We start from the raw sequence: 23225 nt of genomic DNA on the forward strand, positions 1-23225 counted from the left end.
GGGAGGTGAATGGAATGGCAGATGTTTTAGAGCGCGTAACAAAAATCATCGTTGATCGTTTAGGAGTAGAAGAGACTGAGGTAGTACCAGCTGCAAGCTTCAAGGAAGATTTAGGAGCAGACTCCCTAGATGTAGTAGAACTTGTAATGCAATTAGAAGATGAATTCGAAATGGAAATTTCTGATGAAGATGCTGAAAAGATTGCTACTGTTGGCGATGCTGTGACTTACATAGAGAGTCATCTATAATGCTTAAGTGAAGTCCCGTTTTTTAGCGGGGCTTTCTGGCTTATATCTGGAGGGACCTATGCCGTACCGAAAATATAGAGAAAAAAAATACGAAACAAAATATCGTGAAGCATTTAAAGTGTTTCAAGAAAAGATAGGTATTACGTTTACAGATGAAAAATTATTGATTCAAGCATTTACGCATTCATCGTATGTGAATGAGCATCGAAAAAAACCGCATGAAGATAATGAGCGTCTTGAATTTCTTGGAGATGCAGTATTGGAACTGACTGTATCACAGTATCTGTTTCAAAAATATCCGACAATGAGCGAAGGAGAGTTAACAAAACTACGTGCAGCTATTGTATGTGAGCCATCTCTTGTTCGTTTTGCGAACGAATTGTCATTTGGCAGCCTCGTTTTATTAGGAAAAGGTGAAGAAATGACAGGTGGACGTGAACGACCAGCTTTATTAGCGGATGTCTTTGAAGCGTTTATTGGTGCCCTTTATCTTGATCAAGGGCTAGAAACAGTTTGGGAATTCTTAAAAGAAATTGTATATCCGAAAATTAATGAGGGTGCTTTTTCTCATGTGATGGATTATAAGAGTCAGTTGCAAGAATTGATTCAGCGTGATGGCAGTGGCAATGTTGAGTATCAAATTTTGCAAGAAAAAGGACCAGCTCACAATCGAGAATTTGTGTCACGTGTTACGTTAAATAACGTAGCTTTAGGTCTTGGTAGTGGTAAGTCGAAAAAAGAAGCAGAGCAACAAGCTGCTGCAGAAGCATTGAAAAAATTAAAAGAACAACTATAAGGAATCCCCCTTTGAATGAGGGGGATTCCTTATGCATAGAATGAAACTTTCTTTTTGTTTATAAAGAAAAAGAAGGTAAATCCGTATAATACTTGTTTTTGTATAGAGAACATTTATAACGACGGAGAATAGGAGGAAGGCCTTTCGTGTTTTTAAAAAGATTAGAAATAGCAGGGTTTAAGTCTTTTGCTGAGCGTGTATCTGTTGATTTTGTCCCAGGTGTAACTTCTGTAGTAGGACCTAATGGAAGCGGGAAAAGTAATATTACTGATGCAATTCGCTGGGTACTTGGTGAACAATCTGCAAAATCATTACGTGGTGCAAAGATGGAGGATATTATTTTTGCAGGCAGTGATACGAGGAGAGCGGTTAATGTTGCTGAAGTAACATTAACTTTAAATAATGAAGATCAACGATTACCAATTGAATACAATGAGGTGTGTGTAACACGTCGTGTATCTCGTTCAGGTGATAGTGATTTTTATATTAATAAACAATCATGTAGATTGAAAGATATTATCGATTTATTTATGGACTCTGGTATGGGAAGAGAAGCTTTTTCAATTATTAGCCAGGGGAAAGTGGAAGAGATTTTAAGTAGTAAGTCAGAAGAGCGTCGAGGTGTATTTGAAGAAGCGGCAGGCGTACTAAAATACAAACTTCGCAAAAAGAAAGCTGAAGGGAAACTAGCAGAAACACAAGAAAACTTAAATCGTGTACAAGATATAATTCATGAATTAAGTAGTCAAGTAGAACCTTTAGAAAGACAAGCTTCTATTGCGAAAGATTATCTTGAGAATAAAGAAGAATTAGAGAAAGTAGAAGCTGCGCTTATTGTTCATGAAATTGAAGAATTGCATGAGAAATGGGAAGCGCTTCGAAATCAGTTTGGGCATAATAAAAACGAAGAAGCTAAAATGTCAACGGATTTACAAAAAAGTGAAGAAGAGCTTGAGGAATTACGAGGACAATTACAAGCGGTAGACGAGTCTGTAGACTCGTTGCAAGAAGTACTTCTTCTTTCTAGTAAAGAGCTAGAAAAACTAGAAGGGCAGCGTGAGTTGTTAAAAGAAAGAAAGCAAAATGCTACGACGCATTGTGCGCAACTTGAGCAGTTAATTGTTGAATTAACTGAGAAAGCTAAAAGTTACGATGGTGAGATTGAGTCAAGTACAGAATCTTTAATGCAATTTGTGAATGAAGTAAAAGAGTTGGAGCAAAAATTGCATGATAATGAGCAACTGCTTGCTACTTTTGCTGACAATTTAGAGGAACAGATTGAGAATTTAAAAGGTGACTATATTGAGCTTTTAAATCAACAAGCTAGTCATCGTAATGAATTATCTATGATTGAAGAACAATCGAAACAGCAAACGTCTAAAAACGAGCGTCTAGATGAAGAGAATGCGAAATATGTAGAAATGCGTATGGGAATTACAGCGAAAAAGACGAAACTTGTAGAAAGTTACGAACAAGCGAAAGAAAAAGTAGCTGGCATTCTCTCAAATATACAGAAGACAGAGGCGGCGCTTGGGAAATGTAAGACGCAGTATAGTGAAAATGAAACAAAACTGTATCAAGCATATCAATTTGTGCAACAGGCACGTTCTCGAAAAGAAATGCTTGAAGAGATGCAAGAAGATTATTCTGGATTCTATCAAGGTGTACGTGAAGTATTGAAAGCTAGAGAAAATAGGTTGCAAGGTATCGAGGGTGCTGTTGCGGAACTGTTAACGGTACCGAAAGAATACGAAGTTGCAATGGAAATCGCTCTAGGTGCAGCGATGCAGCATATTGTTGTACAAACAGAGGAACATGCTCGTAATGCGATTGCATTTCTAAAGCAAAATAAACATGGACGTGCAACGTTTTTACCGCAAGCTGTTATTAAAAGCAGATCGTTATCATTTGAGCAATTACGCATTGCAAATCAACACCCATCGTTTGTAGGTGTGGCGGCAGAACTTGTGCAGTACAACAATAAATATGAAAATGTAGTTTCAAATTTATTAGGTACTGTTATTGTTGCGAAAGATTTACGTGGAGCAAATGAGTTGGCGAAACAACTGCAATACCGTTATCGCATTGTAACAATCGAAGGTGACGTAGTGAATCCTGGCGGTTCTATGACTGGTGGGGCGGTAAAGCAAGCGAAATCTTCTTTATTAGGACGCCAACGTGAACTGGAAGAGTGGACTAGCAAGTTAACTGATATGGAAGAAAAAACAACGAAGTTAGAAAACTTTGTTAAAGCAGTAAAACAAGAGATTCAAGAAAAAGAAGTGAAAATACGCGAACTAAGGCAAACTGTAGAAGCAGATCGTGTAGATGAGCAGAAATTAAGAGAAGAGATTAATCGTTTAGAATTAGAAGAACATCGTATTAATGATCGGTTGTCTATTTATGATTTAGAGATTGAAGGGTTTTTACAAGATCGAGTAAAAATGCAAGGGCGTAAAGAGGAGTTAGAAGGGGTTTTAACGAATCTTCAAGCTGAAATCACTAAGTTAGATAGTAAAATTGTAGCTTTAACAAAACAAAAAAGTGAGCAACATTCTTCGAAAGAAAAAGTTCAAAAAGAAATGACTGAGTTAAAAGTGCTGGCAGCTGAAAAGCAACAACGCTTATCTAATCAAAAAGAAAAAGTTGAACGATTGACGAAGGAAAAAGAAGAAACGGATGCGACACTTGTAAAAACGAAAGAGGATTTAGCGTTCTTAAAACAAGAAATGACATCTAATTCAAGTGGTGAAGAGCAAATTACGAATATGATTGAGAAGAAAGCATATGATCGTAATCAAACTTCAGAATTAATTCGCTCTCGTCGTGAACAACGTGTATCGTTGCAAGAGAGAGTAGAACATTTAGAGCGCAATTTGAAAGAAACGACAGGTAAACATAAATATGTTCTTGAAATGTTGAAAGATCAAGAAGTGAGAATAAATCGACTGGATGTAGAGTTGGAAAATAGATTACAACATTTACGTGAAACATATACGATTTCATTTGAAGCGGCAAAACTAAAATATACAATGACAATGCCTGCAGAAGATGCGCGTAAGAAAGTAAAATTAATCAAATTATCCATAGAAGAGTTAGGTACAGTGAACCTAGGGGCAATTGATGAATATGAACGTGTAGCGGAGCGTCATACATTCTTACTAGAGCAGAGAGACGACCTAGAAGAAGCGAAAGCGACATTGCACCAGCTTATTACCGAAATGGATGAAGAAATGAAAAAACGCTTTTCTACTACGTTTGAAGGCATTAGAATGGAGTTTCAATCGGTATTCTCTGAATTATTTGGAGGCGGTAGAGCGGATTTAGTAATGACTAATCCAGAGGATTTACTAAATACGGGTATTGATATTGTAGCACAACCGCCAGGGAAGAAATTGCAGAACTTAGGTTTACTTTCAGGTGGAGAGCGTGCTTTAACAGCAATTGCGCTTTTATTTGGTATTTTAAAAGTACGCCCAGTACCGTTCTGTGTACTAGATGAGGTAGAGGCAGCCCTTGATGAGGCGAATGTAGCTCGTTTTGCACAGTATTTAAAGAAATTCAGTGATGAGACGCAGTTTATTGTAATTACACATAGAAAAGGTACAATGGAAGAGTCTAATGTGTTGTACGGTGTAACAATGCAAGAATCGGGGGTATCTAAACTTGTTTCGGTTCGTTTAGACGCCGGAGAAGAACTTATTGCAAGTGAATAGGAAGGATGGGAAAGTATGAGTTTTTTTAAAAAACTAAAAGAAAAAATTTCAAAACAAACGGATACAGTTACAGAGAAATTTAAACAAGGATTAGAAAAAACGAGAAATTCATTTGCGGATAAAGTGAATGATTTAGTGTATCGTTACCGTAAAGTGGACGAAGATTTCTTCGAAGAGTTAGAAGAAATTTTAATCGGTGCAGACGTTGGCGTTGCGACGGTAATGGAATTAATTGACCAATTGAAAGAAGAAGTACAACGTCGTAACATTCAAGATCCAAAAGAAGTACAAGCTGTTATTTCAGAAAAACTAGTAGGAATTTACAAAGGTGACAGCGATTTTAGTAACGAAATTAATATGCAAGAGGACCAATTAACGGTTGTTTTATTTGTTGGTGTTAATGGTGTAGGAAAAACGACGACAATTGGTAAACTGGCGCATAAGTTTAAATCAGAAGGTAAGTCAGTCCTATTGGCGGCAGGAGACACATTCCGTGCTGGAGCGATTGAACAATTAGAAGTATGGGGCGATCGCGTTGGTGTAGAAGTGATTAAACAAGGATCTGGATCTGATCCAGCGGCGGTTATGTATGACGCTGTACAAGCAGCGAAAGCACGTAAGGTAGATGTATTACTATGTGACACAGCAGGACGCTTGCAAAATAAAGTGAACTTAATGAAAGAGTTAGAGAAGGTGAAGCGTGTAATTGAGCGTGAAGTACCAGGTGCTCCTCATGAAGTATTGCTTGTTATTGATGCAACAACAGGACAAAACGGTTTAAGCCAAGCGAAAACATTCCGTGAAGCAACGAATGTAACTGGTATTGTTTTAACGAAGTTAGATGGAACTGCTAAAGGTGGTATTGTATTAGCGATTCGTAACGAAATGGATGTACCGGTGAAGTTTGTTGGATTAGGAGAGCAAATGGATGACTTGCAGCAGTTTGATCCAGAACAATATGTGTATGGTTTATTTGCGAACTTAGTAGAAACAGAAGAAGTATAAGCGAAAGAAGCGGTATTTCCGCTTCTTTTTCTATAAAAAATATATGATGTTAAGAAAAAAACTTGACACTCTTTTGGACTACATGTAAACTAATTCATGTAAAGGGAAATCACTTAACAAAGGATGATCCAACATGCTCGAAAAAACAACGAGAATGAACTATTTATTTGATTTTTATCAATCGTTGTTAACGCAAAAACAAAGAAGTTATATGTCGCTTTATTATCTAGATGATTTATCTCTTGGTGAAATTGCGGAAGAATTTGATGTAAGTCGCCAAGCCGTGTATGATAACATTAAACGGACTGAAGCGATGCTTGAAGAATATGAAGAAAAATTAGTATTACTTCAAAAGTTTCAAGAGCGACAGCGACTTGTTGCAAAGCTAAAACAGCTAATCAGCGAAGAAGAGCATGTGAATGAAGAAATGAAACAAGTTGTTGAAGCTATCGAAAAATTAGATTAGGAGGGCGGCAATATGGCATTTGAAGGATTAGCCGACCGACTTCAACAGACAATGCAAAAAATCCGCGGCAAAGGAAAAGTTTCTGAAGCCGATGTGAAAGAAATGATGAGAGAAGTTCGTCTAGCTCTTTTAGAAGCGGATGTTAACTTTAAAGTAGTAAAAGATTTTGTGAAGCGTGTGTCTGAACGTGCTGTCGGACAAGATGTAATGAAAAGTTTGACACCTGGACAACAAGTAATTAAAGTTGTACAGGAAGAACTTACAGAACTTATGGGCGGAGAGCAAAGCAAAATTGCTGTTGCTAATAAGCCACCGACTGTTATTATGATGGTTGGTCTGCAAGGTGCGGGTAAAACAACGACGACAGGTAAGCTTGCGAATTTGCTTCGTAAAAAGCATAATCGTAAACCGATGCTTGTTGCAGCGGATATTTACCGTCCAGCAGCGATTAAACAGCTTGAAACATTAGGGAAGCAATTGGACATGCCTGTATTTTCTTTAGGAGATCAAGTAAGTCCTGTTGAAATTGCGAAACAAGCGATTGCAAAAGCAAAAGAAGATCATCACGATTATGTTTTAATCGATACAGCGGGTCGCCTGCATATTGATGAAGAATTAATGGATGAATTAGCGAAAGTGAAAGAAGTTGCGAAACCGGATGAAATTTTCCTTGTTGTCGATGCGATGACGGGGCAAGACGCGGTAAATGTTGCACAAAGTTTCCATGAACAGTTAGGTTTAACAGGTGTTGTATTAACGAAATTAGATGGTGATACGCGCGGTGGTGCTGCATTATCTATTAAGGCTGTAACAAACACGCCGATTAAATTTGCTGGTATGGGTGAAAAACTAGATGCAATTGAAGCGTTCCATCCAGAGCGTATGGCATCCCGTATTTTAGGGATGGGCGATGTCTTAACGTTAATTGAAAAAGCGCAAGCTACAGTTGATGAAGAGAAAGCAAAAGAACTTGAGCAAAAAATGCGTACGCTTTCGTTTACGCTTGACGATTTCCTAGAACAACTTGGACAAGTGCGCCAACTTGGGCCGCTTGATGAATTGTTAGGAATGCTTCCTGGTGCAAATAAAATTAAAGGGCTGAAAAATGCGCAAGTTGATGAAAAACAAATTGGGCATATTGAGGCAATTATTCGTTCTATGACTAAATTAGAACGAGAACAACCGGAAATAATCAATGCTAGTCGCAAAAAGCGCATTGCCAAAGGTAGCGGTACAACTGTACAAGAAATCAATCGTCTAATTAAGCAATTCGATGACATGAAAAAAATGATGAAGACGATGACGGGAATGCAAAAAGGTAAGAAAAAAGGACTAGGTGGATTGAAGTTTCCATTCATGTAAGGAAAAAAAGATGGCTCTGTTAAGAAAAAATACTTTACAAAGCAATAGTCTTTTTGCTAATATAATTATCTGTGTGAAATAAATTCGGAGGTGCTTTATAAATGGCAGTTAAAATTCGTTTAAAACGTATGGGAGCTAAAAAAACTCCTTTCTATCGTGTAGTTGTTGCAGATTCTCGTTCTCCTCGTGACGGACGTTTCATTGAGGAAATCGGAACTTACAATCCAGTTGCTCAACCAGCTGAAGTTAAGATCAACGAAGAAGCAGCATTAAAATGGTTAGGAAATGGTGCTAAACCATCTGATACAGTTCGTAACTTATTCTCTAACCAAGGTATCATGGAGAAATTCCACTTATCTAAACAAGGTAAGTAATTGAGGCAATGACTATGAAGAAGTTAGTCGAGACGATTGTCAAGCCTCTTGTCGATTATCCTGAAGATGTAAAAGTTACACAGGAACTTTGCAACGGAGAGATAAAGTATCGATTAACTGTACATCCTGAGGATGTTGGAAAAGTCATTGGAAAGCAAGGGAGAGTTGCGAAAGCGATTCGAATGCTCTTGTATTCAGTGGGACATCATAATGATGAAAAAGTAACACTGGAAATTCAATAAACGTAAAAAGGGCGAGGAGTTATTCCTCTCCCTTTTTTAACATTTAAATAGAGATTGCATGTTCCATCTGCGAAATGGAGATGCTTAATTTATATAGAAACCAGGGGTGACATACTATTTATGACAAAATGGTTTAACGTAGGGAAAATTGTAAATACTCATGGCGTAAGAGGAGAAATCCGTGTTATTTCTCGTACTGATTTTCCAGAAGAGCGATATAAAGTAGGAAACACGCTATACATATCGAATGAGAAAGGCACAGACTATCTTCCGGTGAAGGTAACTTCTCATCGCCAACATAAGACATTCGATTTATTAACATTTGAAGGATATAACAATGTAGATGAAGTAGAGAAGTTTAAAGGTTCTTTAATAAAAGTACCAGAAGAGCAGTTAGGCGAACTTGCTGAAGGTGAATACTACTATCATGAAATTATTGGTTGCAGTGTTGTAACGGAAGAAGGAGAAGCGCTAGGGACAATCAAAGAGATTCTATCTCCTGGTGCAAATGATGTTTGGGTAATTAAACGCCCGAAGGGTCAAGATCTCTTAATTCCTTATATCGATGATGTTGTACTTCAAGTTAATATTGAAAATAAATTAGTAACCATTCATGTAATGGAAGGGCTGCTATAATGAAAATTGATATTTTAACGTTGTTCCCAGACATGTTTACCGGTGTATTTGGATCTTCTATATTAAAGAAGGCGCAAGAAAAAGAAGCGGTAAACCTTCGTGTTGTTAACTTTCGTGATTATACAACAAGTAAGCATAATAGCGTAGACGATTATCCTTACGGCGGAGGAGCTGGTATGGTGCTTACTCCTCAGCCTATTTTTGATGCTGTAGAAGATTTGACGAAAGAGACAGAGCGTAAGCCGAGAGTTGTCTTAATGTGTCCGCAGGGCGAAAGATTTACGCAGAAGAAAGCGGAAGAGCTTGCAGGGGAAGAACATTTAATCTTCGTATGTGGGCATTATGAAGGATATGACGAACGAATTCGTGAGCATCTCGTAACGGATGAGATTTCTATTGGTGACTATGTATTAACGGGCGGAGAATTAGCCTCTATGGTTATTACTGATAGTGTGGTACGTCTCTTGCCAGGTGTGCTAGGAAATCATGCTTCACAAGTAGAGGATTCGTTTAGTACAGGTTTATTAGAGCATCCTCATTATACACGTCCAGCTGATTTTCGTGGTATGAAGGTACCGGATGTATTAATGTCAGGGAATCATAAAAACATTGATGAATGGCGACATAAGGAATCTTTGCGCCGAACGTATACGCGTAGACCTGATTTATTAGATGAGAGAGAGCTATCTAAACAAGAGAAAAAATGGCTTGAGGAAATAAAGCGAGAGCAGTAATAACTTCATATATTTGCTATTGCAACAGGCCTAGTAATATGCTATTATAACATTTGTGCTACTGAAATCAGTAGCCGTATTAACGATGTTCCGCTGTAATTTATTAAGACTTTATAAGAGCATCTGTTTAAAGGAGAGAATTTAATATGCAACAATTAATCGCAGAAATTACAAAAGGCCAATTAAAAACTGACCTTCCTTCATTCCGTCCTGGTGACACTTTACGTGTACACGTAAAAGTTGTTGAGGGAACTCGTGAAAGAATTCAGCTTTTCGAAGGTGTTGTAATTAAACGTCGTGGTGGCGGAATCAGTGAAACATTCACAGTTCGTAAGATTTCTTACGGTGTAGGTGTTGAGCGTACATTCCCAGTTCACACGCCAAGAATCGCGAAAATCGAAGTACTTCGCCGTGGTAAAGTACGTCGTGCTAAGTTATACTACTTACGTAACCTTCGCGGTAAAAAAGCACGTATTAAAGAAATTCGATAAGACATGTATGGGAGCTTGTAAATGCACAAGCTCCCTTTTTCCAATCTATATGAAATTTTGGTATAATACGAGCAGTTTACATAACCGTGGAGGGGAAATGCATGAAAAAAGAGAAGAGTTCACTTTGGGAATGGATTAAAGCAATTTTGATTGCTGTTGTATTAGCTGGTGTTATTAGACAGTTTTTCTTTGCGCCAATTCTCGTAGACGGGGTATCGATGGCACCTACTTTACATGATCGTGATCGAATGATTGTGAATAAAATTGGTTATCACATTGGAGATCCAAAACGCTTTGATATTATCGTATTTCGAGCAACAGAAGATAAAGATTACATTAAGCGCATTATAGGCCTGCCAGGCGATGAAATAGAGTATCGTAATGATAAACTGTATGTTAACGGAAAGGCTTATGAGGAGCCGTATTTAGACAAGCAGAAAAAGCAAATTGCTGACGGACCGCTTACATATGATTTTAATCTTGAAGAAATGACAGGCAAGAAAACCGTTCCAAAAGATCAATTATTTGTTTTAGGTGATAATCGTCGTTTTAGTAAAGATAGCCGTTCAATCGGTACGATTTCAATGGATCAAGTAATTGGTAAAGCTAATATGTTATATTGGCCGTTAGAAGACGCACGTATTGTGAAATAAATGAAAAAGAAGGTGGCAACATGGTAATTCAATGGTTTCCAGGGCATATGGCGAAGGCTAGACGCCAAGTAACGGAGAAATTAAAATTAATTGATGTTGTAATTGAACTTGTAGATGCTCGATTACCATTATCATCTCGAAACCCAATGATTGATGAAATCATTACACATAAGCCAAGGCTTGTTGTTTTAAATAAAGCGGATATGGCAGATGATCGTTTAACAAAACAATGGATCGCATATTTTAAAGAAAAAGGCCATATGGCAATTTCAATTAACGCGCAAGCTGGACAAGGTATGAAGGAAATTGCAGCAGCTTGTAAAGTGCTTGTTAAAGAAAAATTTGATAAAATGGTTGCAAAAGGTATTAGACCGAGAGCGATTCGTGCATTAATTGTAGGCATACCAAATGTTGGTAAATCTACATTGATTAATAAATTGGCAAAGAAAAATATTGCTAAAACAGGAGATCGTCCAGGTGTGACAACAGCTCAACAATGGATTAAAGTTGGGAAGGAAATGGAATTGTTAGATACACCAGGTATTCTGTGGCCTAAATTTGAAGATCAATTAGTGGGTCTTCGCTTAGCGACAACGGGTGCAATTAAAGATTCAATTTTAAATTTACAAGATGTAGCTGTTTACGCATTACGTTTTATGGAGAAACATTATCCAGAACGCTTGAAAGAACGCTATAATTTAAATGAGATTCCAGAAGATATTGTGGAATTATTCGATGCAATTGGAAAAAATAGAGGCTGCTTAATGGGCGGCGGAATGATTGATTATGATAAGACATCTGAGCTTGTGCTTCGTGAGCTTCGTGGTGGCAAACTGGGAAAAATGACGTTTGAAACACCGGAAGAGTTTGCAGAGCAAGTAGAAGATGTGGAAAAAATAGAAGAAGTATAAGACGTGCGTTTGTGCGTCTTTTCTTTTTGGATATGTTTAAAAAGGAGCTTGTATAAATGCAAACTATGACGATAAAAGAAGCAGAAAATGTATTGAAAGAAATTATGAATGAAGAAGATGATCGCTTTCAACTGTTAATGAAAGATGATCGAAAAGGTGTTCAAAAGCTCGTTTTGAAGTGGTATAAACAAAAAGAGTTAGAACAGAAAGAAAAAGAGAAGTTTTTTGAAATGTCCGAGTATGAAAATGCTTTGCGTGAAAAAGGGGTCACATATATCGCGGGTATTGATGAAGTAGGGCGCGGGCCATTGGCTGGGCCTGTTGTGACGGCAGCTGTCGTTCTTCCTGAGGATTTTTATATTCCAGGGTTAAATGACTCGAAAAAGTTGAGTGAAGCGAAACGTGAGCGTTTTTATGATGAAATAAAAGTACAAGCAATTGCAATTGGAGTAGGAATTGTATCACCGCAAGTTATTGATGACATTAATATTTACCAAGCAACGAAACAAGCGATGTTAGATGCAGTTGCAAATTTATCTTGTACACCCCAACATTTATTAATTGATGCGATGAAGCTTCCTACACCAATTCCGCAAACATCAATTATTAAAGGTGATGCGAAAAGTGTTTCGATTTCAGCAGCATCCATTATCGCAAAAGTAACGAGAGATCGTATGATGAAAGAACTGGGAGAGAAGTATCCTCAATATGGATTTGAGCAACATATGGGATATGGCACAAAGCAACATTTAGAGGCAATTCAAGTGCATGGAGTACTAGATGAACACCGCAAGTCATTCGCACCAATTAAAGATATGATTCAAAAATAAGCTGTAAATATACAGCTTATTTTTTTATTTTGGCATATAAACATTACTATTTCCGAAAAAGAATAAAGCGATTTCAGTTTTCTGACACTTTATTGTAGACAGCGTGCCAATCATCTTATACAATGGCAATGTAATGTTTTTTAAACATTAAAAAACTTTTCGAGTAAAACAGGAAAACAGGGGAGGATGGGACCATGAATATCCATGAGTACCAAGGTAAGGCAGTCCTTAGAAGCTATGGGGTTAGCGTTCCGAACGGGAAGGTTGCATTTACAGTAGAAGAAGCTGTAGAAGCGGCGAAAGAATTAGGAACAGATGTATGTGTAGTGAAAGCACAAATTCACGCTGGTGGACGCGGCAAAGCTGGCGGAGTAAAAGTTGCAAAAAATTTAGATGAAGTTCGTACATATGCAGAAAGCATTTTAGGAACTACACTTGTGACACATCAAACAGGTCCTGAAGGTAAGGAAGTAAAACGCTTACTTATCGAAGAAGGTTGCGATATTAAAAAAGAATATTATGTAGGTCTAGTTTTAGATCGTGCAACTTCTCAAGTTGTTTTAATGGCGTCTGAAGAAGGCGGAACAGAAATTGAAGAAGTAGCAGAAAAAACACCTGAAAAAATCTTTAAAGAATATATTGATCCAGCAGTAGGCTTACAAGGTTTCCAAGCGCGCCGAATCGCATTTAACATCAATATTCCAAAAGAGCTTGTAGGACAAGCTGTGAAGTTTATGATGGGCTTATACCGTGCGTTTATCGAAAAAGATTGCTCTATCGCTGAGATTAACCCACTTGTTACAACAGGTGAAGGTAAAGTTATGGCATTAGATGCAAAATTAAACTTTGATTCTAATGCATTATATCGCCATAAAGACATTTTAGAGCTTCGTGATCTTGATGAAGAGGATTCAAAAGAAATTGAAGCTTCAAAATACGACTTAAACTACATTCCTTTAGATGGAAATATCGGTTGTATGGTTAATGGTGCAGGTTTAGCGATGGCTACAATGGATATCATTAAACATTACCACGGTGACCCAGCTAACTTCTTAGATGTTGGTGGCGGTGCAACTGCAGAAAAAGTTACAGAAGCATTCAAAATTATCCTTTCTGACAAAAATGTAAAAGGTATCTTTGTTAACATTTTTGGTGGCATTATGAAGTGTGATGTTATTGCAGAAGGTGTTATTGAAGCAACGAAACAAGTAGGTCTTGAGTTACCTTTAGTTGTACGTCTTGAAGGTACAAACGTAGAACTAGGTAAGAAAATTTTAAATGAGTCTGGCTTAAATATTGTTGCAGCAGAATCTATGGCAGACGGTGCACAAAAAATTGTTTCACTAGTGGGCTAATAGAAAGCGGGGGAGAAAAATGAGCGTATTAGTTAATAAAGATACAAAAGTTATTGTTCAAGGTATTACAGGTTCTCAAGGTTTATTCCATACAAAACAAATGATTGAATACGGTACGAAAATTGTCGGTGGTGTAACACCAGGTAAGGGCGGCACTGATATTGAAGGTGTACCAGTATTTGATACAGTAGAAGATGCAGTGAAAGCAACAGGCGCAAACGCTTCAGTTGTATACGTTCCACCCGCTTTTGCGGCAGATGCAATTATGGAAGCTGTTGATGCAGAAATTGATTTAGTAGTATGTATTACTGAAGGGATTCCTGTATTAGATATGGTAAACGTAAAGAGATATATGGCGGGTAAACATACACGTTTACTTGGACCAAACTGCCCAGGTGTAATCACACCGGATGAATGTAAGATTGGTATTATGCCAGGATATATTCATAAAAAAGGTCATGTTGGTATCGTATCTCGCTCTGGTACATTAACGTATGAGGCTGTACATCAGTTAACACAAGAAGGTATTGGCCAATCTACTGCTGTAGGTATCGGCGGAGACCCTGTTAACGGTACAGACTTTATTGATGCTTTAAAAGCATTTAATGAAGATGAAGAAACACATGCTGTAATTATGATTGGTGAAATCGGCGGTACAGCAGAAGAAGAGGCAGCTGAATGGGTAAAAGCTAATATGACAAAACCTGTTGTAGGCTTCATTGGTGGTCAAACAGCGCCTGCTGGCAAACGTATGGGCCATGCTGGTGCAATCATTTCTGGCGGTAAAGGAACTGCTGCTGAAAAGATTAAAACAATGGAAGCTTGTGGCATTAAAGTAGCTGAAACTCCAGCAGTTATGGGAGAAACGCTAATCTCTGTTTTAAAAGAAAAAGGTTTATTTGAGACTTGTAAAAACTATTAATCTGTTGAAAGACACCTTCTTACTTGAGGGTGTCTTTTTAGACTTTTTCTGTTTACATAATAAAAATTATGGGTAAGGAGAATCAAGATGAAAAGAGAGAGATTATTACATCTTCATTACTTGCTAGCAGATTATTGGAAAGCGATGGAGAGGCTACTATATGTCGATCCAGAATTAGAGAACATATATAATTTTAACGAAAAACAAATGGAACACTACACTGGAATATCCTCGAAAAAATCTTCAGAACTAGTAAAATTTCTTCAAAGTTCAAATCTTCCGCAATATATATCTTATTTAGAGAAAAATCGTATTTTTTATATAACGATATGGGATGAAAATTATCCGCAATTATTACGTGAGATACAAGATCCTCCCTTCGTTTTATATGGAAAAGGAGAGAAAGATTTCCTGAATAAAGTAAATAAATTAGCAGTTGTTGGAACGAGAGAACCATCATTATATGGTCATGAGAGTTTGAAGTTTATTTTACACCCTTTATTAGAAAGAGAGTGGCTTATTGTCAGTGGGTTTGCAAAAGGGATAGATACAATGTCTCATGAGATTACAGTAAGGCATCATTGCCCGACTATTGCGATATTAGGGCATGGATTGTCTTTTATGTATCCGAAAGAAAATAGACCTTTATATGAAATGTGGAAGGAATATATATTGTTATTGACAGAGTATCCGCCGCACTATGCACCGAAAAAATGGTATTTTCCAAAAAGAAACCGGATTATTAGTGGTATAAGTAAAGGTGTTTTAGTTGTAGAAGTGAAATCGAGAAGTGGAACACTTATTACTGCGGACCTTGCGTTAGAGCAAAGTAGAGAGGTATTTGCGCTTCCTGGACCTATATTTATAGAGGGGGCATCGGGAACGAATCATCTTATTCAGCAAGGAGCAAAACTAGTAAGAAATGCAGAAGATATCTTGGAAGAGATTTTAAATTAACTTTATATTTTTATGTTTTTATTAAACAATTATTGACAAATGGTAGATTGGCACTGTATGGTATATTCATTCTTGATTGACAAAAACAAGAGAAATCAATAAGATTAATGAAGACTTGAATCCACCTCTTAAGGAGGCACTAGCATGTCAGATTACCTCGTAATCGTGGAGTCGCCTTCTAAGGCGAAGACCATTGAGAAATATTTAGGGAAAAAATACAAAGTTGTCGCGTCTATGGGACATGTTCGCGATTTGCCAAAAAGTCAAATGGGGATAGAAGTAAAGAACAACTTCACCCCGAAGTATATTACCATTCGTGGTAAAGGTCCCGTCTTAAAAGATTTAAAATCAGCGGCCAAAAAAGCAAAGAAAGTCTATCTCGCGGCCGATCCAGATCGTGAAGGGGAAGCGATTGCTTGGCATTTAGCGAATACGTTAAATGTGGACGTTGAATCAGATTGTCGGGTTGTGTTTAATGAGATTACGAAAGATGCAATCAAAGAATCATTTAAACATCCTCGTGCAATTAATATGGATTTAGTGGATGCACAACAAGCAAGACGTATACTTGATCGTCTTGTTGGTTACAATATTAGTCCTTTATTATGGAAGAAAGTAAAAAAAGGATTAAGTGCAGGACGTGTACAATCTGTAGCAGTTCGTTTAATCATCGAGCGTGAAAGGGAAATTCAAAACTTTGAACCTGAAGAATTCTGGACAATTAAAACAGAATTTGTAAAAGGAAAAGACACATTTGAAGCAAGCTTTTACGGTGTAGATGGTGAAAAAGTTCAATTAACAAATGAAACGCAAGTGAATGAAATAATTGAACAGATGAAAGACAATGCGTTTTCAGTTGACAATGTAACGCGCAAAGAGCGAAAACGTAACCCTGCATTACCGTTTACAACATCTTCCTTGCAACAAGAAGCAGCCCGTAAGTTAAACATGCGAGCAAAGAAAACAATGATGCTTGCACAGCAATTGTATGAAGGGATAGATCTTGGAAAACAAGGAACTGTAGGTCTTATTACGTATATGAGAACTGATTCAACACGTATCTCAGAAACAGCTCAAACAGAGGCTCGTACTTACATCACTGAAGCGTATGGTACGGAATACATAGGAACAGAAAAGAAGAAAGAAACGAAAAAGTCAAATGCACAAGATGCGCATGAGGCAATTCGTCCTACTTCGGTAATGAGAAAGCCAGAGGAACTAAAAAGTTTCTTAGGTCGTGATCAACTTCGATTATATAAATTGATTTGGGAGCGATTTGTTGCAAGTCAAATGGCGTCTGCTATAATGGATACTGTGACAGCGAGACTCATTAATAACAATGTTCAGTTCCGTGCAAGTGGATCGGTTGTAAAGTTCCCAGGATTTATGAAAGTGTATGTAGAGTCAAAAGATGATGGTGCTGAAGAAAAGGATAAGATGTTGCCGCCTTTAGAAGTAGGGGAAACTGTATTTTCAAAGGATTTAGAACCAAAGCAACATTTTACACAACCTCCTCCGCGCTATACAGAGGCTCGCCTAGTAAGAACACTTGAAGAACTTGGAATTGGAAGACCGTCGACATATGTACCTACACTTGAAACGATTCAAAAGCGTGGGTATGTAGGCTTGGATAATAAACGCTTCGTTCCGACTGAACTTGGTGAAATAGTAATTGAACTTATTTTAGAGTTTTTCCCAGAAATTATTAACATTGAATTTACTGCCAATATGGAGCAAAGCCTTGATGAAGTAGAAGAAGGAAATGCGAATTGGGTAAAAATTGTTGATGATTTCTACGTAGGTTTTGAACCGCGTTTAGAAAAAGCGGAAAAAGAAATGCGTGAAGTGGAAATTAAAGATGAACCAGCTGGGGAAGATTGTGAATTATGTAATCACCCAATGGTCTTTAAAATGGGTAAATACGGGAAATTTATGGCTTGCTCGAATTTCCCAGATTGTCGTAATACAAAGCCGATTGTGAAAGAAATCGGTGTTACTTGTCCAAAGTGTGATAAGGGTCAAATTATTGAACGCCGTAGTAATAAAAAGAAACGTCTTTTCTATGGGTGCGGTACGTATCCGGAATGCGACTTTGTATCTTGGGATAAGCCAATTGGTCGTAAGTGTCCGAAGTGCGAAGGCATGCTTGTAGAGAAAAAGTTGAAAAAAGGCGTGCAAGTACAATGTATTTCGTGCGATTATGAAGAAGAACAACAAATGTGAGCGTAACTGCTCACATTTTTTTCGGGAAGAAAAGGAAAGGTGATATAAATGACAACACAAGTAGTAAACGTCATTGGCGCAGGTCTTGCAGGAAGTGAAGCAGCTTACCAAATTGCAAAACGTGGTGTCCAAGTTAGATTATATGAAATGAGACCGGTAAGGCAAACGCCAGCTCATCACACAGATAAATTCGCTGAATTAGTATGTAGTAACTCACTTCGTGCAAACACTTTAACAAATGCAGTTGGAGTTATTAAAGAGGAAATGCGCTTAATGGATTCTGTAATTATTCGTGCGGCGGATGAGTGCTCTGTACCAGCTGGAGGCGCTTTAGCTGTAGACCGTCATGAGTTCGCAGCTAAAGTAACAGAATACGTAAAGAACCATCCAAATGTAACTGTAATGAATGAAGAAATTACAGATATTCCAGAGGGACCGACAATTATTGCTACAGGTCCATTAACATCTCCTGATCTTTCTGCAAAATTGAAAGAATTAACAGGAGAAGATTATTTCTACTTCTATGATGCTGCAGCCCCAATCGTAGAAAAAGACAGCATTGACATGAATAAAGTATATTTAAAATCGCGTTATGACAAAGGTGAAGCTGCATATTTAAATTGCCCAATGACAGAAGAAGAGTTTGATCGTTTTTATGAGGCTCTAATTGCTGCTGAGACAGTGCCTTTAAAAGAGTTTGAAAAAGAAATTTTCTTTGAAGGTTGTATGCCAGTAGAGGTTATGGCAAGTAGAGGGAGACAGACGTTAGTATTTGGACCTATGAAACCTGTTGGATTGGAAGATCCAAAAACAGGGAAAACGCCATATGCTGTTGTTCAGTTACGTCAAGATGATGCAGCGGGAACTTTATACAATATCGTAGGTTTCCAAACACATTTAAAGTGGGGACCGCAAAAAGAAGTGCTACAGTTAATTCCAGGATTGGAAAATGCAGAGATTGTACGTTATGGTGTAATGCATCGTAATACGTTTATTAATTCACCTAATTTGCTTCGTCCAACGTATCAATATAAACAACGGGATGATTTATTCTTCGCTGGTCAAATGACTGGAGTAGAGGGATATGTTGAATCAGCAGCATCAGGATTATTAGCAGGAATTAATGCTGCGCGTCTTGTGCAAGGTGAAGAGCCAGTTGTATTACCGCCAGTAACTGCGATGGGTAGCATGGCAAATTACATTACGGCAACGAACGCTAAAAACTTCCAACCGATGAATGCGAACTTCGGTCTATTTGCACCGTTAGAGAAGAAGATTAAAAAGAAAGCAGAACGAAATGAAGCGTACGCAGCACGCGCTTTAGAAACGATTCGAAATTTTGTAAATATTTAGTTAAATTTCTTGCAAAGGCTACTAAGTTGTGATACGATTTAGTAGCCTTTATTGAGGTGAGTTGTGTGAATGTGAAGAAATTGTTACAATTATTCGTTGGATATTTACAAATTGAAAGAAATTATTCAAAATATACAATTGCAAGTTATCAAAATGATTTAGAACATTTTGTGCAATTTATGAAACGAGAAGGCATATCCTCTTTTTTAGACGTTACATACGCGGATGTTCGTTTGTACTTAACGACGTTGCACGATGAGAAGTTAGCCCGTAAATCTGTCGCAAGAAAAGTATCAAGCTTACGAAGTTTATATCGTTTTTTGATGCGTGAAGGTTATCGAAAGGATAATCCGTTTGCACTTGCGTCACTCCCCAAAAAAGAATTGTCAATCCCAAAGTTTTTATATGCTGAAGAGTTAGAGGAATTATTTGAAGTTTCTGACACGGAAACACCATTAGGTCAAAGGAATCAAGCTTTGTTAGAGTTGATGTATGCGACTGGGATCCGTGTGAGTGAATGTGTCAATTTACAACTTACCGATATTGACTTTGCGGTGGGAACAATTTTAGTAATGGGAAAAGGAAAAAAACAAAGGTATATTCCGTTCGGAAGCTATGCGCAAGATTCTTTAATTACTTATATAGAGAATGGGAGAAAACAGTTAGTTAATAAGACTGACGAAGACTCTCATATGGTATTTTTAAATGCGAAAGGTACACCGCTAACAAGTCGTGGAGTTCGTTATGTTTTAAATGAACTCATTAAAAAGGCTTCGCTGACAATGCGGATAAGTCCCCATATGTTAAGGCATACATTTGCTACACATATGCTAGATGAAGGGGCGGATTTACGTACTGTACAGGAGTTATTAGGCCATGAAAATTTGTCGACGACACAAATTTATACGCATGTCTCTAAAGAAAGATTGCGTTCTGTTTACATGAAGCATCACCCGCGGGCATAAATTGCTTTAAAAGCTATAAAAACAAATAAAGGAGTTTTTTCTATGGGAAATTTCCACGCTACAACGATATTTGCAGTTCATCATAATGGAGAATGTGCAATGGCTGGAGATGGCCAAGTGACAATGGGAAATGCTGTTGTAATGAAACATACAGCTCGTAAAGTTCGTAAACTTTTCCAAGGTAAAGTTTTAGCTGGTTTCGCAGGATCAGTTGCTGACGCATTTACTCTTTTTGAAATGTTTGAAGGGAAATTAGAAGAGTATAATGGCAACTTGCAGCGTGCTGCTGTTGAAATGGCCAAACAATGGCGTGGCGATAAAATGTTACGTCAGCTAGAAGCAATGCTCATTGTCATGGATAAAACAACTATGCTCCTTGTTTCAGGTACAGGAGAAGTGATTGAACCGGATGATGGTATTTTAGCAATTGGATCTGGTGGAAATTATGCACTTTCTGCAGGTCGTGCTTTAAAGCAATATGCAAGTGAACACTTAACAGCGAAGCAAATTGCGAAAGCGAGTTTAGAGATTGCTGGCGATATTTGTGTTTATACGAATCACAACATAATTGTTGAAGAATTGTAGAATCGTAAGGGAGGCATTTTATATGCATTTACATTTTACTCCGCGCCAAATTGTGGAAAAATTAGATCAATACATCATCGGTCAAAAAGACGCAAAGAAAGCGGTTGCTGTAGCGTTGAGAAATCGATATCGTCGCAGTAAATTAGCTGAAAATTTACGTGACGAAATTGCACCTAAAAATATCTTAATGATTGGACCGACAGGTGTTGGGAAAACAGAGGTAGCACGACGAATGGCGAAACTCGTTGGAGCACCTTTTATTAAGGTTGAGGCCACAAAATTCACAGAAGTTGGATATGTGGGTAGAGATGTAGAGTCGATGGTACGTGACCTGGTGGAAACATCGGTTCGTATCGTAAAAGAAGAAATGGTAGTGAAAGTTCAAGATAAAGCCGAAGAGCAAGCGAATCAACGTCTTGTTGAAATTTTAGTGCCGAGTCCAGAGAAACAATCTGGATTCAAAAATCCATTAGAGATGCTTTTTGGAGGCACTCAAAATTCGAATCAAACGTCTGATACACAAGAAGATGTTGAAATCGAAAAGAAGCGTCAAGATGTGGAGAGAAAGCTTGCTGCAGGGCTTCTTGAAGACGAAATTGTATCGATTGAAGTGACTGAACAACAGTCTTCCATGTTTGATATGTTACAAGGAACTGGTATGGAGCAAATGGGAATGAATTTCCAAGATGCGCTAGGAAGTTTTATGCCGAAAAAAACGAAAAAACGTAAACTTTCTGTAAAAGAAGCAAGAAAACTCTTGACAAATGAAGAGGCACAGCGCTTAATTGATATGGATGAAGTTACACAAGAGGCTGTTTATCGTGCTGAACAGCTCGGGATTATTTTTATCGATGAAATTGACAAAATTGCTGGTAAGCAGTCGAATAGCGTAGATGTATCACGTGAAGGTGTGCAACGTGACATTTTGCCGATTGTAGAAGGGTCGAATGTTGCGACAAAATACGGATCAGTAAAAACGGATTATATTTTATTCGTTGCAGCTGGAGCGTTCCATATGTCTAAACCGTCGGATTTAATTCCGGAATTGCAAGGGAGATTTCCGATTCGAGTAGAATTAACAAAATTATCGACAGACGATTTTGTTAAAATACTAATCGAGCCTGACAATGCGTTAATTAAACAATATATGGCATTATTAGCGACTGAAGGTATAGAAATTGAATTTTCAGACGAAGCTATTCGTAAGATTGCTGAGATTGCTTATCAAGTTAATCAGGATACAGATAATATTGGAGCAAGAAGACTTCATACGATTATGGAGAAGCTCCTTGAAGATTTATCGTTTGAAGCATCTGAAATTACGTTAGAGAAAATAACGATAACACCTCAATACGTTGAGGAGAAATTAGCAACAATTGCTAAAAATAAAGATGTGAGCCAGTTTATTTTGTAATAGTGTCATCAGGTGACTCGCCCTAGTTTCCAAGTGATGAAAAAATATGTGAGTAACATGTAGGAGGAACTTTTGAAATGGAATTATTAGCAAAAACGAGAAAATTAAATGCGTTATTACAGAGCGCAGCAGGGAAGCCTGTAAACTTTAGAGAAATGTCTGACACAATGTGTGAAGTAATCGAAGCAAACGTATTCGTAGTTAGCCGTCGTGGTAAATTACTAGGTTATGCAATTCACCAACAAATCGAAAACGAACGCATGAAGCAAATGCTTGCAGAACGTCAATTCCCAGAAGAATATACACAAAGCTTATTCAACATTACAGAAACATCTTCAAACTTAGATGTGAACAGTGCTTACACAGCATTCCCAGTAGAAAACAGAGAATTATTTGGTCAAGGTTTAACTACAATCGTACCAATCGTTGGTGGCGGTGAGCGTCTAGGTACATTAGTATTAGCTCGTCTTGGTCAAGAGTTCTTAGATGATGATTTAATCCTTGCTGAGTACAGCTCAACTGTTGTAGGTATGGAAATCTTACGTGAAAAAGCAGAAGAAATCGAAGAGGAAGCACGTAGTAAAGCTGTTGTTCAAATGGCAATCAGCTCATTATCTTACAGTGAGTTAGAAGCGATTGAGCACATCTTCGAAGAATTAAATGGAACAGAAGGTTTACTTGTTGCAAGTAAAATTGCTGATCGCGTAGGAATTACTCGTTCTGTAATCGTAAATGCACTACGTAAATTAGAAAGTGCTGGTGTTATTGAGTCTCGTTCTTTAGGTATGAAAGGAACATACATTAAAGTGCTAAACGACAAGTTTCTACAGGAACTTGCTAAATTAAAAACAAACTAATTTGTAAAAAACTCTCCTCAATCGAGGAGAGTTTTTTATGTGCAATGGATAGATGGTGCTTGTGAAAAGTGTCATAAGCGTGTTTTCTGAGAAAACTATTAATTGTATTTATTTTTTTGCTTAAAAGAAA

General features: G+C 37.7%; 23 protein-coding genes. All 23 read left to right on the forward strand.

What is annotated here, in order from left to right:
* Positions 1-14 precede the first annotated feature (14 nt).
* The 23 genes from acpP (at position 15) to codY (ending at position 23095) form a co-directional block, all read left to right on the forward strand.
* A complete protein-coding gene (acpP, locus tag GBN78_RS02395; protein WP_000786062.1) occupies positions 15-248 on the forward strand; it encodes an acyl carrier protein in 234 nt (77 codons plus the stop codon).
* Between the two features lie 58 nt (positions 249-306).
* Complete coding sequence (rncS, locus tag GBN78_RS02400) at positions 307-1044, forward strand: ribonuclease III (protein WP_001146875.1); 738 nt, start codon at positions 307-309, stop codon at positions 1042-1044.
* Positions 1045-1190: 146 nt separating this feature from the next.
* Complete coding sequence (gene smc / locus GBN78_RS02405; protein ID WP_152126904.1) at positions 1191-4760, forward strand: chromosome segregation protein SMC; 3570 nt, start codon at positions 1191-1193, stop codon at positions 4758-4760.
* Positions 4761-4775: 15 nt separating this feature from the next.
* On the forward strand, positions 4776-5765 hold the full coding sequence (ftsY, locus tag GBN78_RS02410; protein ID WP_000007655.1) for a signal recognition particle-docking protein FtsY: 990 nt from the start codon (positions 4776-4778) through the stop codon (positions 5763-5765).
* Positions 5766-5898: 133 nt separating this feature from the next.
* A complete protein-coding gene (locus GBN78_RS02415; RefSeq protein ID WP_000891062.1) occupies positions 5899-6231 on the forward strand; it encodes a putative DNA-binding protein in 333 nt (110 codons plus the stop codon).
* A 12-nt stretch (positions 6232-6243) separates the two neighbouring features.
* Positions 6244-7593 carry a signal recognition particle protein gene (gene ffh, locus GBN78_RS02420; protein WP_000863460.1) on the forward strand — a complete coding sequence of 450 codons (1350 nt, stop codon included), beginning with the start codon at positions 6244-6246 and terminating at the stop codon, positions 7591-7593.
* A 101-nt stretch (positions 7594-7694) separates the two neighbouring features.
* The gene (gene rpsP, locus GBN78_RS02425; RefSeq protein WP_000268750.1) at positions 7695-7967 is read left to right on the forward strand and encodes a 30S ribosomal protein S16; all 273 of its coding nucleotides are present in this window, start codon (positions 7695-7697) and stop codon (positions 7965-7967) included.
* Positions 7968-7981: 14 nt separating this feature from the next.
* On the forward strand, positions 7982-8209 hold the full coding sequence (locus GBN78_RS02430) for a KH domain-containing protein (protein ID WP_000737401.1): 228 nt from the start codon (positions 7982-7984) through the stop codon (positions 8207-8209).
* A 120-nt stretch (positions 8210-8329) separates the two neighbouring features.
* Positions 8330-8845 (forward strand): ribosome maturation factor RimM, encoded by a 516-nt coding sequence (gene rimM / locus GBN78_RS02435; RefSeq protein WP_000170278.1) that lies wholly within the window; start codon positions 8330-8332, stop codon positions 8843-8845.
* On the forward strand, positions 8845-9579 hold the full coding sequence (gene trmD, locus GBN78_RS02440) for a tRNA (guanosine(37)-N1)-methyltransferase TrmD (protein WP_000686903.1): 735 nt from the start codon (positions 8845-8847) through the stop codon (positions 9577-9579). The genes rimM and trmD overlap by 1 nt, the downstream gene beginning before the upstream one ends.
* 146 nt (positions 9580-9725) lie before the next feature.
* Entirely contained in the window at positions 9726-10070 is a 345-nt protein-coding gene (rplS, locus tag GBN78_RS02445) for a 50S ribosomal protein L19 (protein WP_001186516.1), read from the forward strand.
* 101 nt (positions 10071-10171) lie between these two features.
* Positions 10172-10723, forward strand: a complete 552-nt coding sequence (lepB, locus tag GBN78_RS02450; RefSeq protein WP_000711853.1) for a signal peptidase I — start codon at positions 10172-10174, stop codon at positions 10721-10723.
* A gap of 20 nt (positions 10724-10743) precedes the next feature.
* Positions 10744-11634, forward strand: a complete 891-nt coding sequence (ylqF, locus tag GBN78_RS02455) for a ribosome biogenesis GTPase YlqF (protein WP_000236702.1) — start codon at positions 10744-10746, stop codon at positions 11632-11634.
* A gap of 56 nt (positions 11635-11690) precedes the next feature.
* On the forward strand, positions 11691-12464 hold the full coding sequence (locus GBN78_RS02460) for a ribonuclease HII (protein ID WP_152126906.1): 774 nt from the start codon (positions 11691-11693) through the stop codon (positions 12462-12464).
* A 194-nt stretch (positions 12465-12658) separates the two neighbouring features.
* Positions 12659-13819, forward strand: coding sequence for an ADP-forming succinate--CoA ligase subunit beta (gene sucC, locus GBN78_RS02465; RefSeq protein ID WP_001020791.1), 1161 nt, complete (start codon positions 12659-12661; stop codon positions 13817-13819).
* A gap of 19 nt (positions 13820-13838) precedes the next feature.
* A complete protein-coding gene (gene sucD / locus GBN78_RS02470; RefSeq protein WP_000115178.1) occupies positions 13839-14741 on the forward strand; it encodes a succinate--CoA ligase subunit alpha in 903 nt (300 codons plus the stop codon).
* 87 nt (positions 14742-14828) lie between these two features.
* Positions 14829-15698 (forward strand): DNA-processing protein DprA, encoded by an 870-nt coding sequence (gene dprA / locus GBN78_RS02475; protein WP_152126908.1) that lies wholly within the window; start codon positions 14829-14831, stop codon positions 15696-15698.
* Positions 15699-15842: 144 nt separating this feature from the next.
* Positions 15843-17921 carry a type I DNA topoisomerase gene (gene topA / locus GBN78_RS02480; RefSeq protein WP_001286960.1) on the forward strand — a complete coding sequence of 693 codons (2079 nt, stop codon included), beginning with the start codon at positions 15843-15845 and terminating at the stop codon, positions 17919-17921.
* 48 nt (positions 17922-17969) lie between these two features.
* Positions 17970-19274, forward strand: coding sequence for an FADH(2)-oxidizing methylenetetrahydrofolate--tRNA-(uracil(54)-C(5))-methyltransferase TrmFO (trmFO, locus tag GBN78_RS02485; protein ID WP_000213002.1), 1305 nt, complete (start codon positions 17970-17972; stop codon positions 19272-19274).
* Between the two features lie 65 nt (positions 19275-19339).
* Positions 19340-20239, forward strand: coding sequence for a tyrosine recombinase XerC (gene xerC / locus GBN78_RS02490; protein ID WP_044584806.1), 900 nt, complete (start codon positions 19340-19342; stop codon positions 20237-20239).
* Between the two features lie 42 nt (positions 20240-20281).
* Complete coding sequence (gene hslV, locus GBN78_RS02495; RefSeq protein WP_000526272.1) at positions 20282-20824, forward strand: ATP-dependent protease proteolytic subunit HslV; 543 nt, start codon at positions 20282-20284, stop codon at positions 20822-20824.
* Between the two features lie 22 nt (positions 20825-20846).
* The gene (gene hslU, locus GBN78_RS02500; protein ID WP_000550087.1) at positions 20847-22238 is read left to right on the forward strand and encodes an ATP-dependent protease ATPase subunit HslU; all 1392 of its coding nucleotides are present in this window, start codon (positions 20847-20849) and stop codon (positions 22236-22238) included.
* Positions 22239-22315: 77 nt separating this feature from the next.
* Positions 22316-23095 carry a GTP-sensing pleiotropic transcriptional regulator CodY gene (gene codY, locus GBN78_RS02505; RefSeq protein ID WP_000421290.1) on the forward strand — a complete coding sequence of 260 codons (780 nt, stop codon included), beginning with the start codon at positions 22316-22318 and terminating at the stop codon, positions 23093-23095.
* Positions 23096-23225: the final 130 nt, after the last annotated feature.

This window comes from Bacillus sp. B2-WWTP-C-10-Post-4 (genome assembly GCF_009183805.1).
Classification (GTDB): Bacteria; Bacillota; Bacilli; order Bacillales; family Bacillaceae_G; genus Bacillus_A; species Bacillus_A cereus.

Bases quoted from the DNA above. Each gene is read 5' to 3' on its own strand.
- acpP (WP_000786062.1), top strand. From the start codon at position 15: ATGGCAGATGTTTTAGAGCGCGTAACAAAAATCATCGTTGATCGTTTA.
- rncS (WP_001146875.1), top strand. From the start codon at position 307: ATGCCGTACCGAAAATATAGAGAAAAAAAATACGAAACAAAATATCGT.
- ftsY (WP_000007655.1), top strand. From the start codon at position 4,776: ATGAGTTTTTTTAAAAAACTAAAAGAAAAAATTTCAAAACAAACGGAT.
- GBN78_RS02415 (WP_000891062.1), top strand. From the start codon at position 5,899: ATGCTCGAAAAAACAACGAGAATGAACTATTTATTTGATTTTTATCAA.
- ffh (WP_000863460.1), top strand. From the start codon at position 6,244: ATGGCATTTGAAGGATTAGCCGACCGACTTCAACAGACAATGCAAAAA.
- rpsP (WP_000268750.1), top strand. From the start codon at position 7,695: ATGGCAGTTAAAATTCGTTTAAAACGTATGGGAGCTAAAAAAACTCCT.
- GBN78_RS02430 (WP_000737401.1), top strand. From the start codon at position 7,982: ATGAAGAAGTTAGTCGAGACGATTGTCAAGCCTCTTGTCGATTATCCT.
- rimM (WP_000170278.1), top strand. From the start codon at position 8,330: ATGACAAAATGGTTTAACGTAGGGAAAATTGTAAATACTCATGGCGTA.
- trmD (WP_000686903.1), top strand. From the start codon at position 8,845: ATGAAAATTGATATTTTAACGTTGTTCCCAGACATGTTTACCGGTGTA.
- rplS (WP_001186516.1), top strand. From the start codon at position 9,726: ATGCAACAATTAATCGCAGAAATTACAAAAGGCCAATTAAAAACTGAC.
- lepB (WP_000711853.1), top strand. From the start codon at position 10,172: ATGAAAAAAGAGAAGAGTTCACTTTGGGAATGGATTAAAGCAATTTTG.
- ylqF (WP_000236702.1), top strand. From the start codon at position 10,744: ATGGTAATTCAATGGTTTCCAGGGCATATGGCGAAGGCTAGACGCCAA.
- GBN78_RS02460 (WP_152126906.1), top strand. From the start codon at position 11,691: ATGCAAACTATGACGATAAAAGAAGCAGAAAATGTATTGAAAGAAATT.
- sucC (WP_001020791.1), top strand. From the start codon at position 12,659: ATGAATATCCATGAGTACCAAGGTAAGGCAGTCCTTAGAAGCTATGGG.
- sucD (WP_000115178.1), top strand. From the start codon at position 13,839: ATGAGCGTATTAGTTAATAAAGATACAAAAGTTATTGTTCAAGGTATT.
- dprA (WP_152126908.1), top strand. From the start codon at position 14,829: ATGAAAAGAGAGAGATTATTACATCTTCATTACTTGCTAGCAGATTAT.
- topA (WP_001286960.1), top strand. From the start codon at position 15,843: ATGTCAGATTACCTCGTAATCGTGGAGTCGCCTTCTAAGGCGAAGACC.
- trmFO (WP_000213002.1), top strand. From the start codon at position 17,970: ATGACAACACAAGTAGTAAACGTCATTGGCGCAGGTCTTGCAGGAAGT.
- hslV (WP_000526272.1), top strand. From the start codon at position 20,282: ATGGGAAATTTCCACGCTACAACGATATTTGCAGTTCATCATAATGGA.
- hslU (WP_000550087.1), top strand. From the start codon at position 20,847: ATGCATTTACATTTTACTCCGCGCCAAATTGTGGAAAAATTAGATCAA.
- codY (WP_000421290.1), top strand. From the start codon at position 22,316: ATGGAATTATTAGCAAAAACGAGAAAATTAAATGCGTTATTACAGAGC.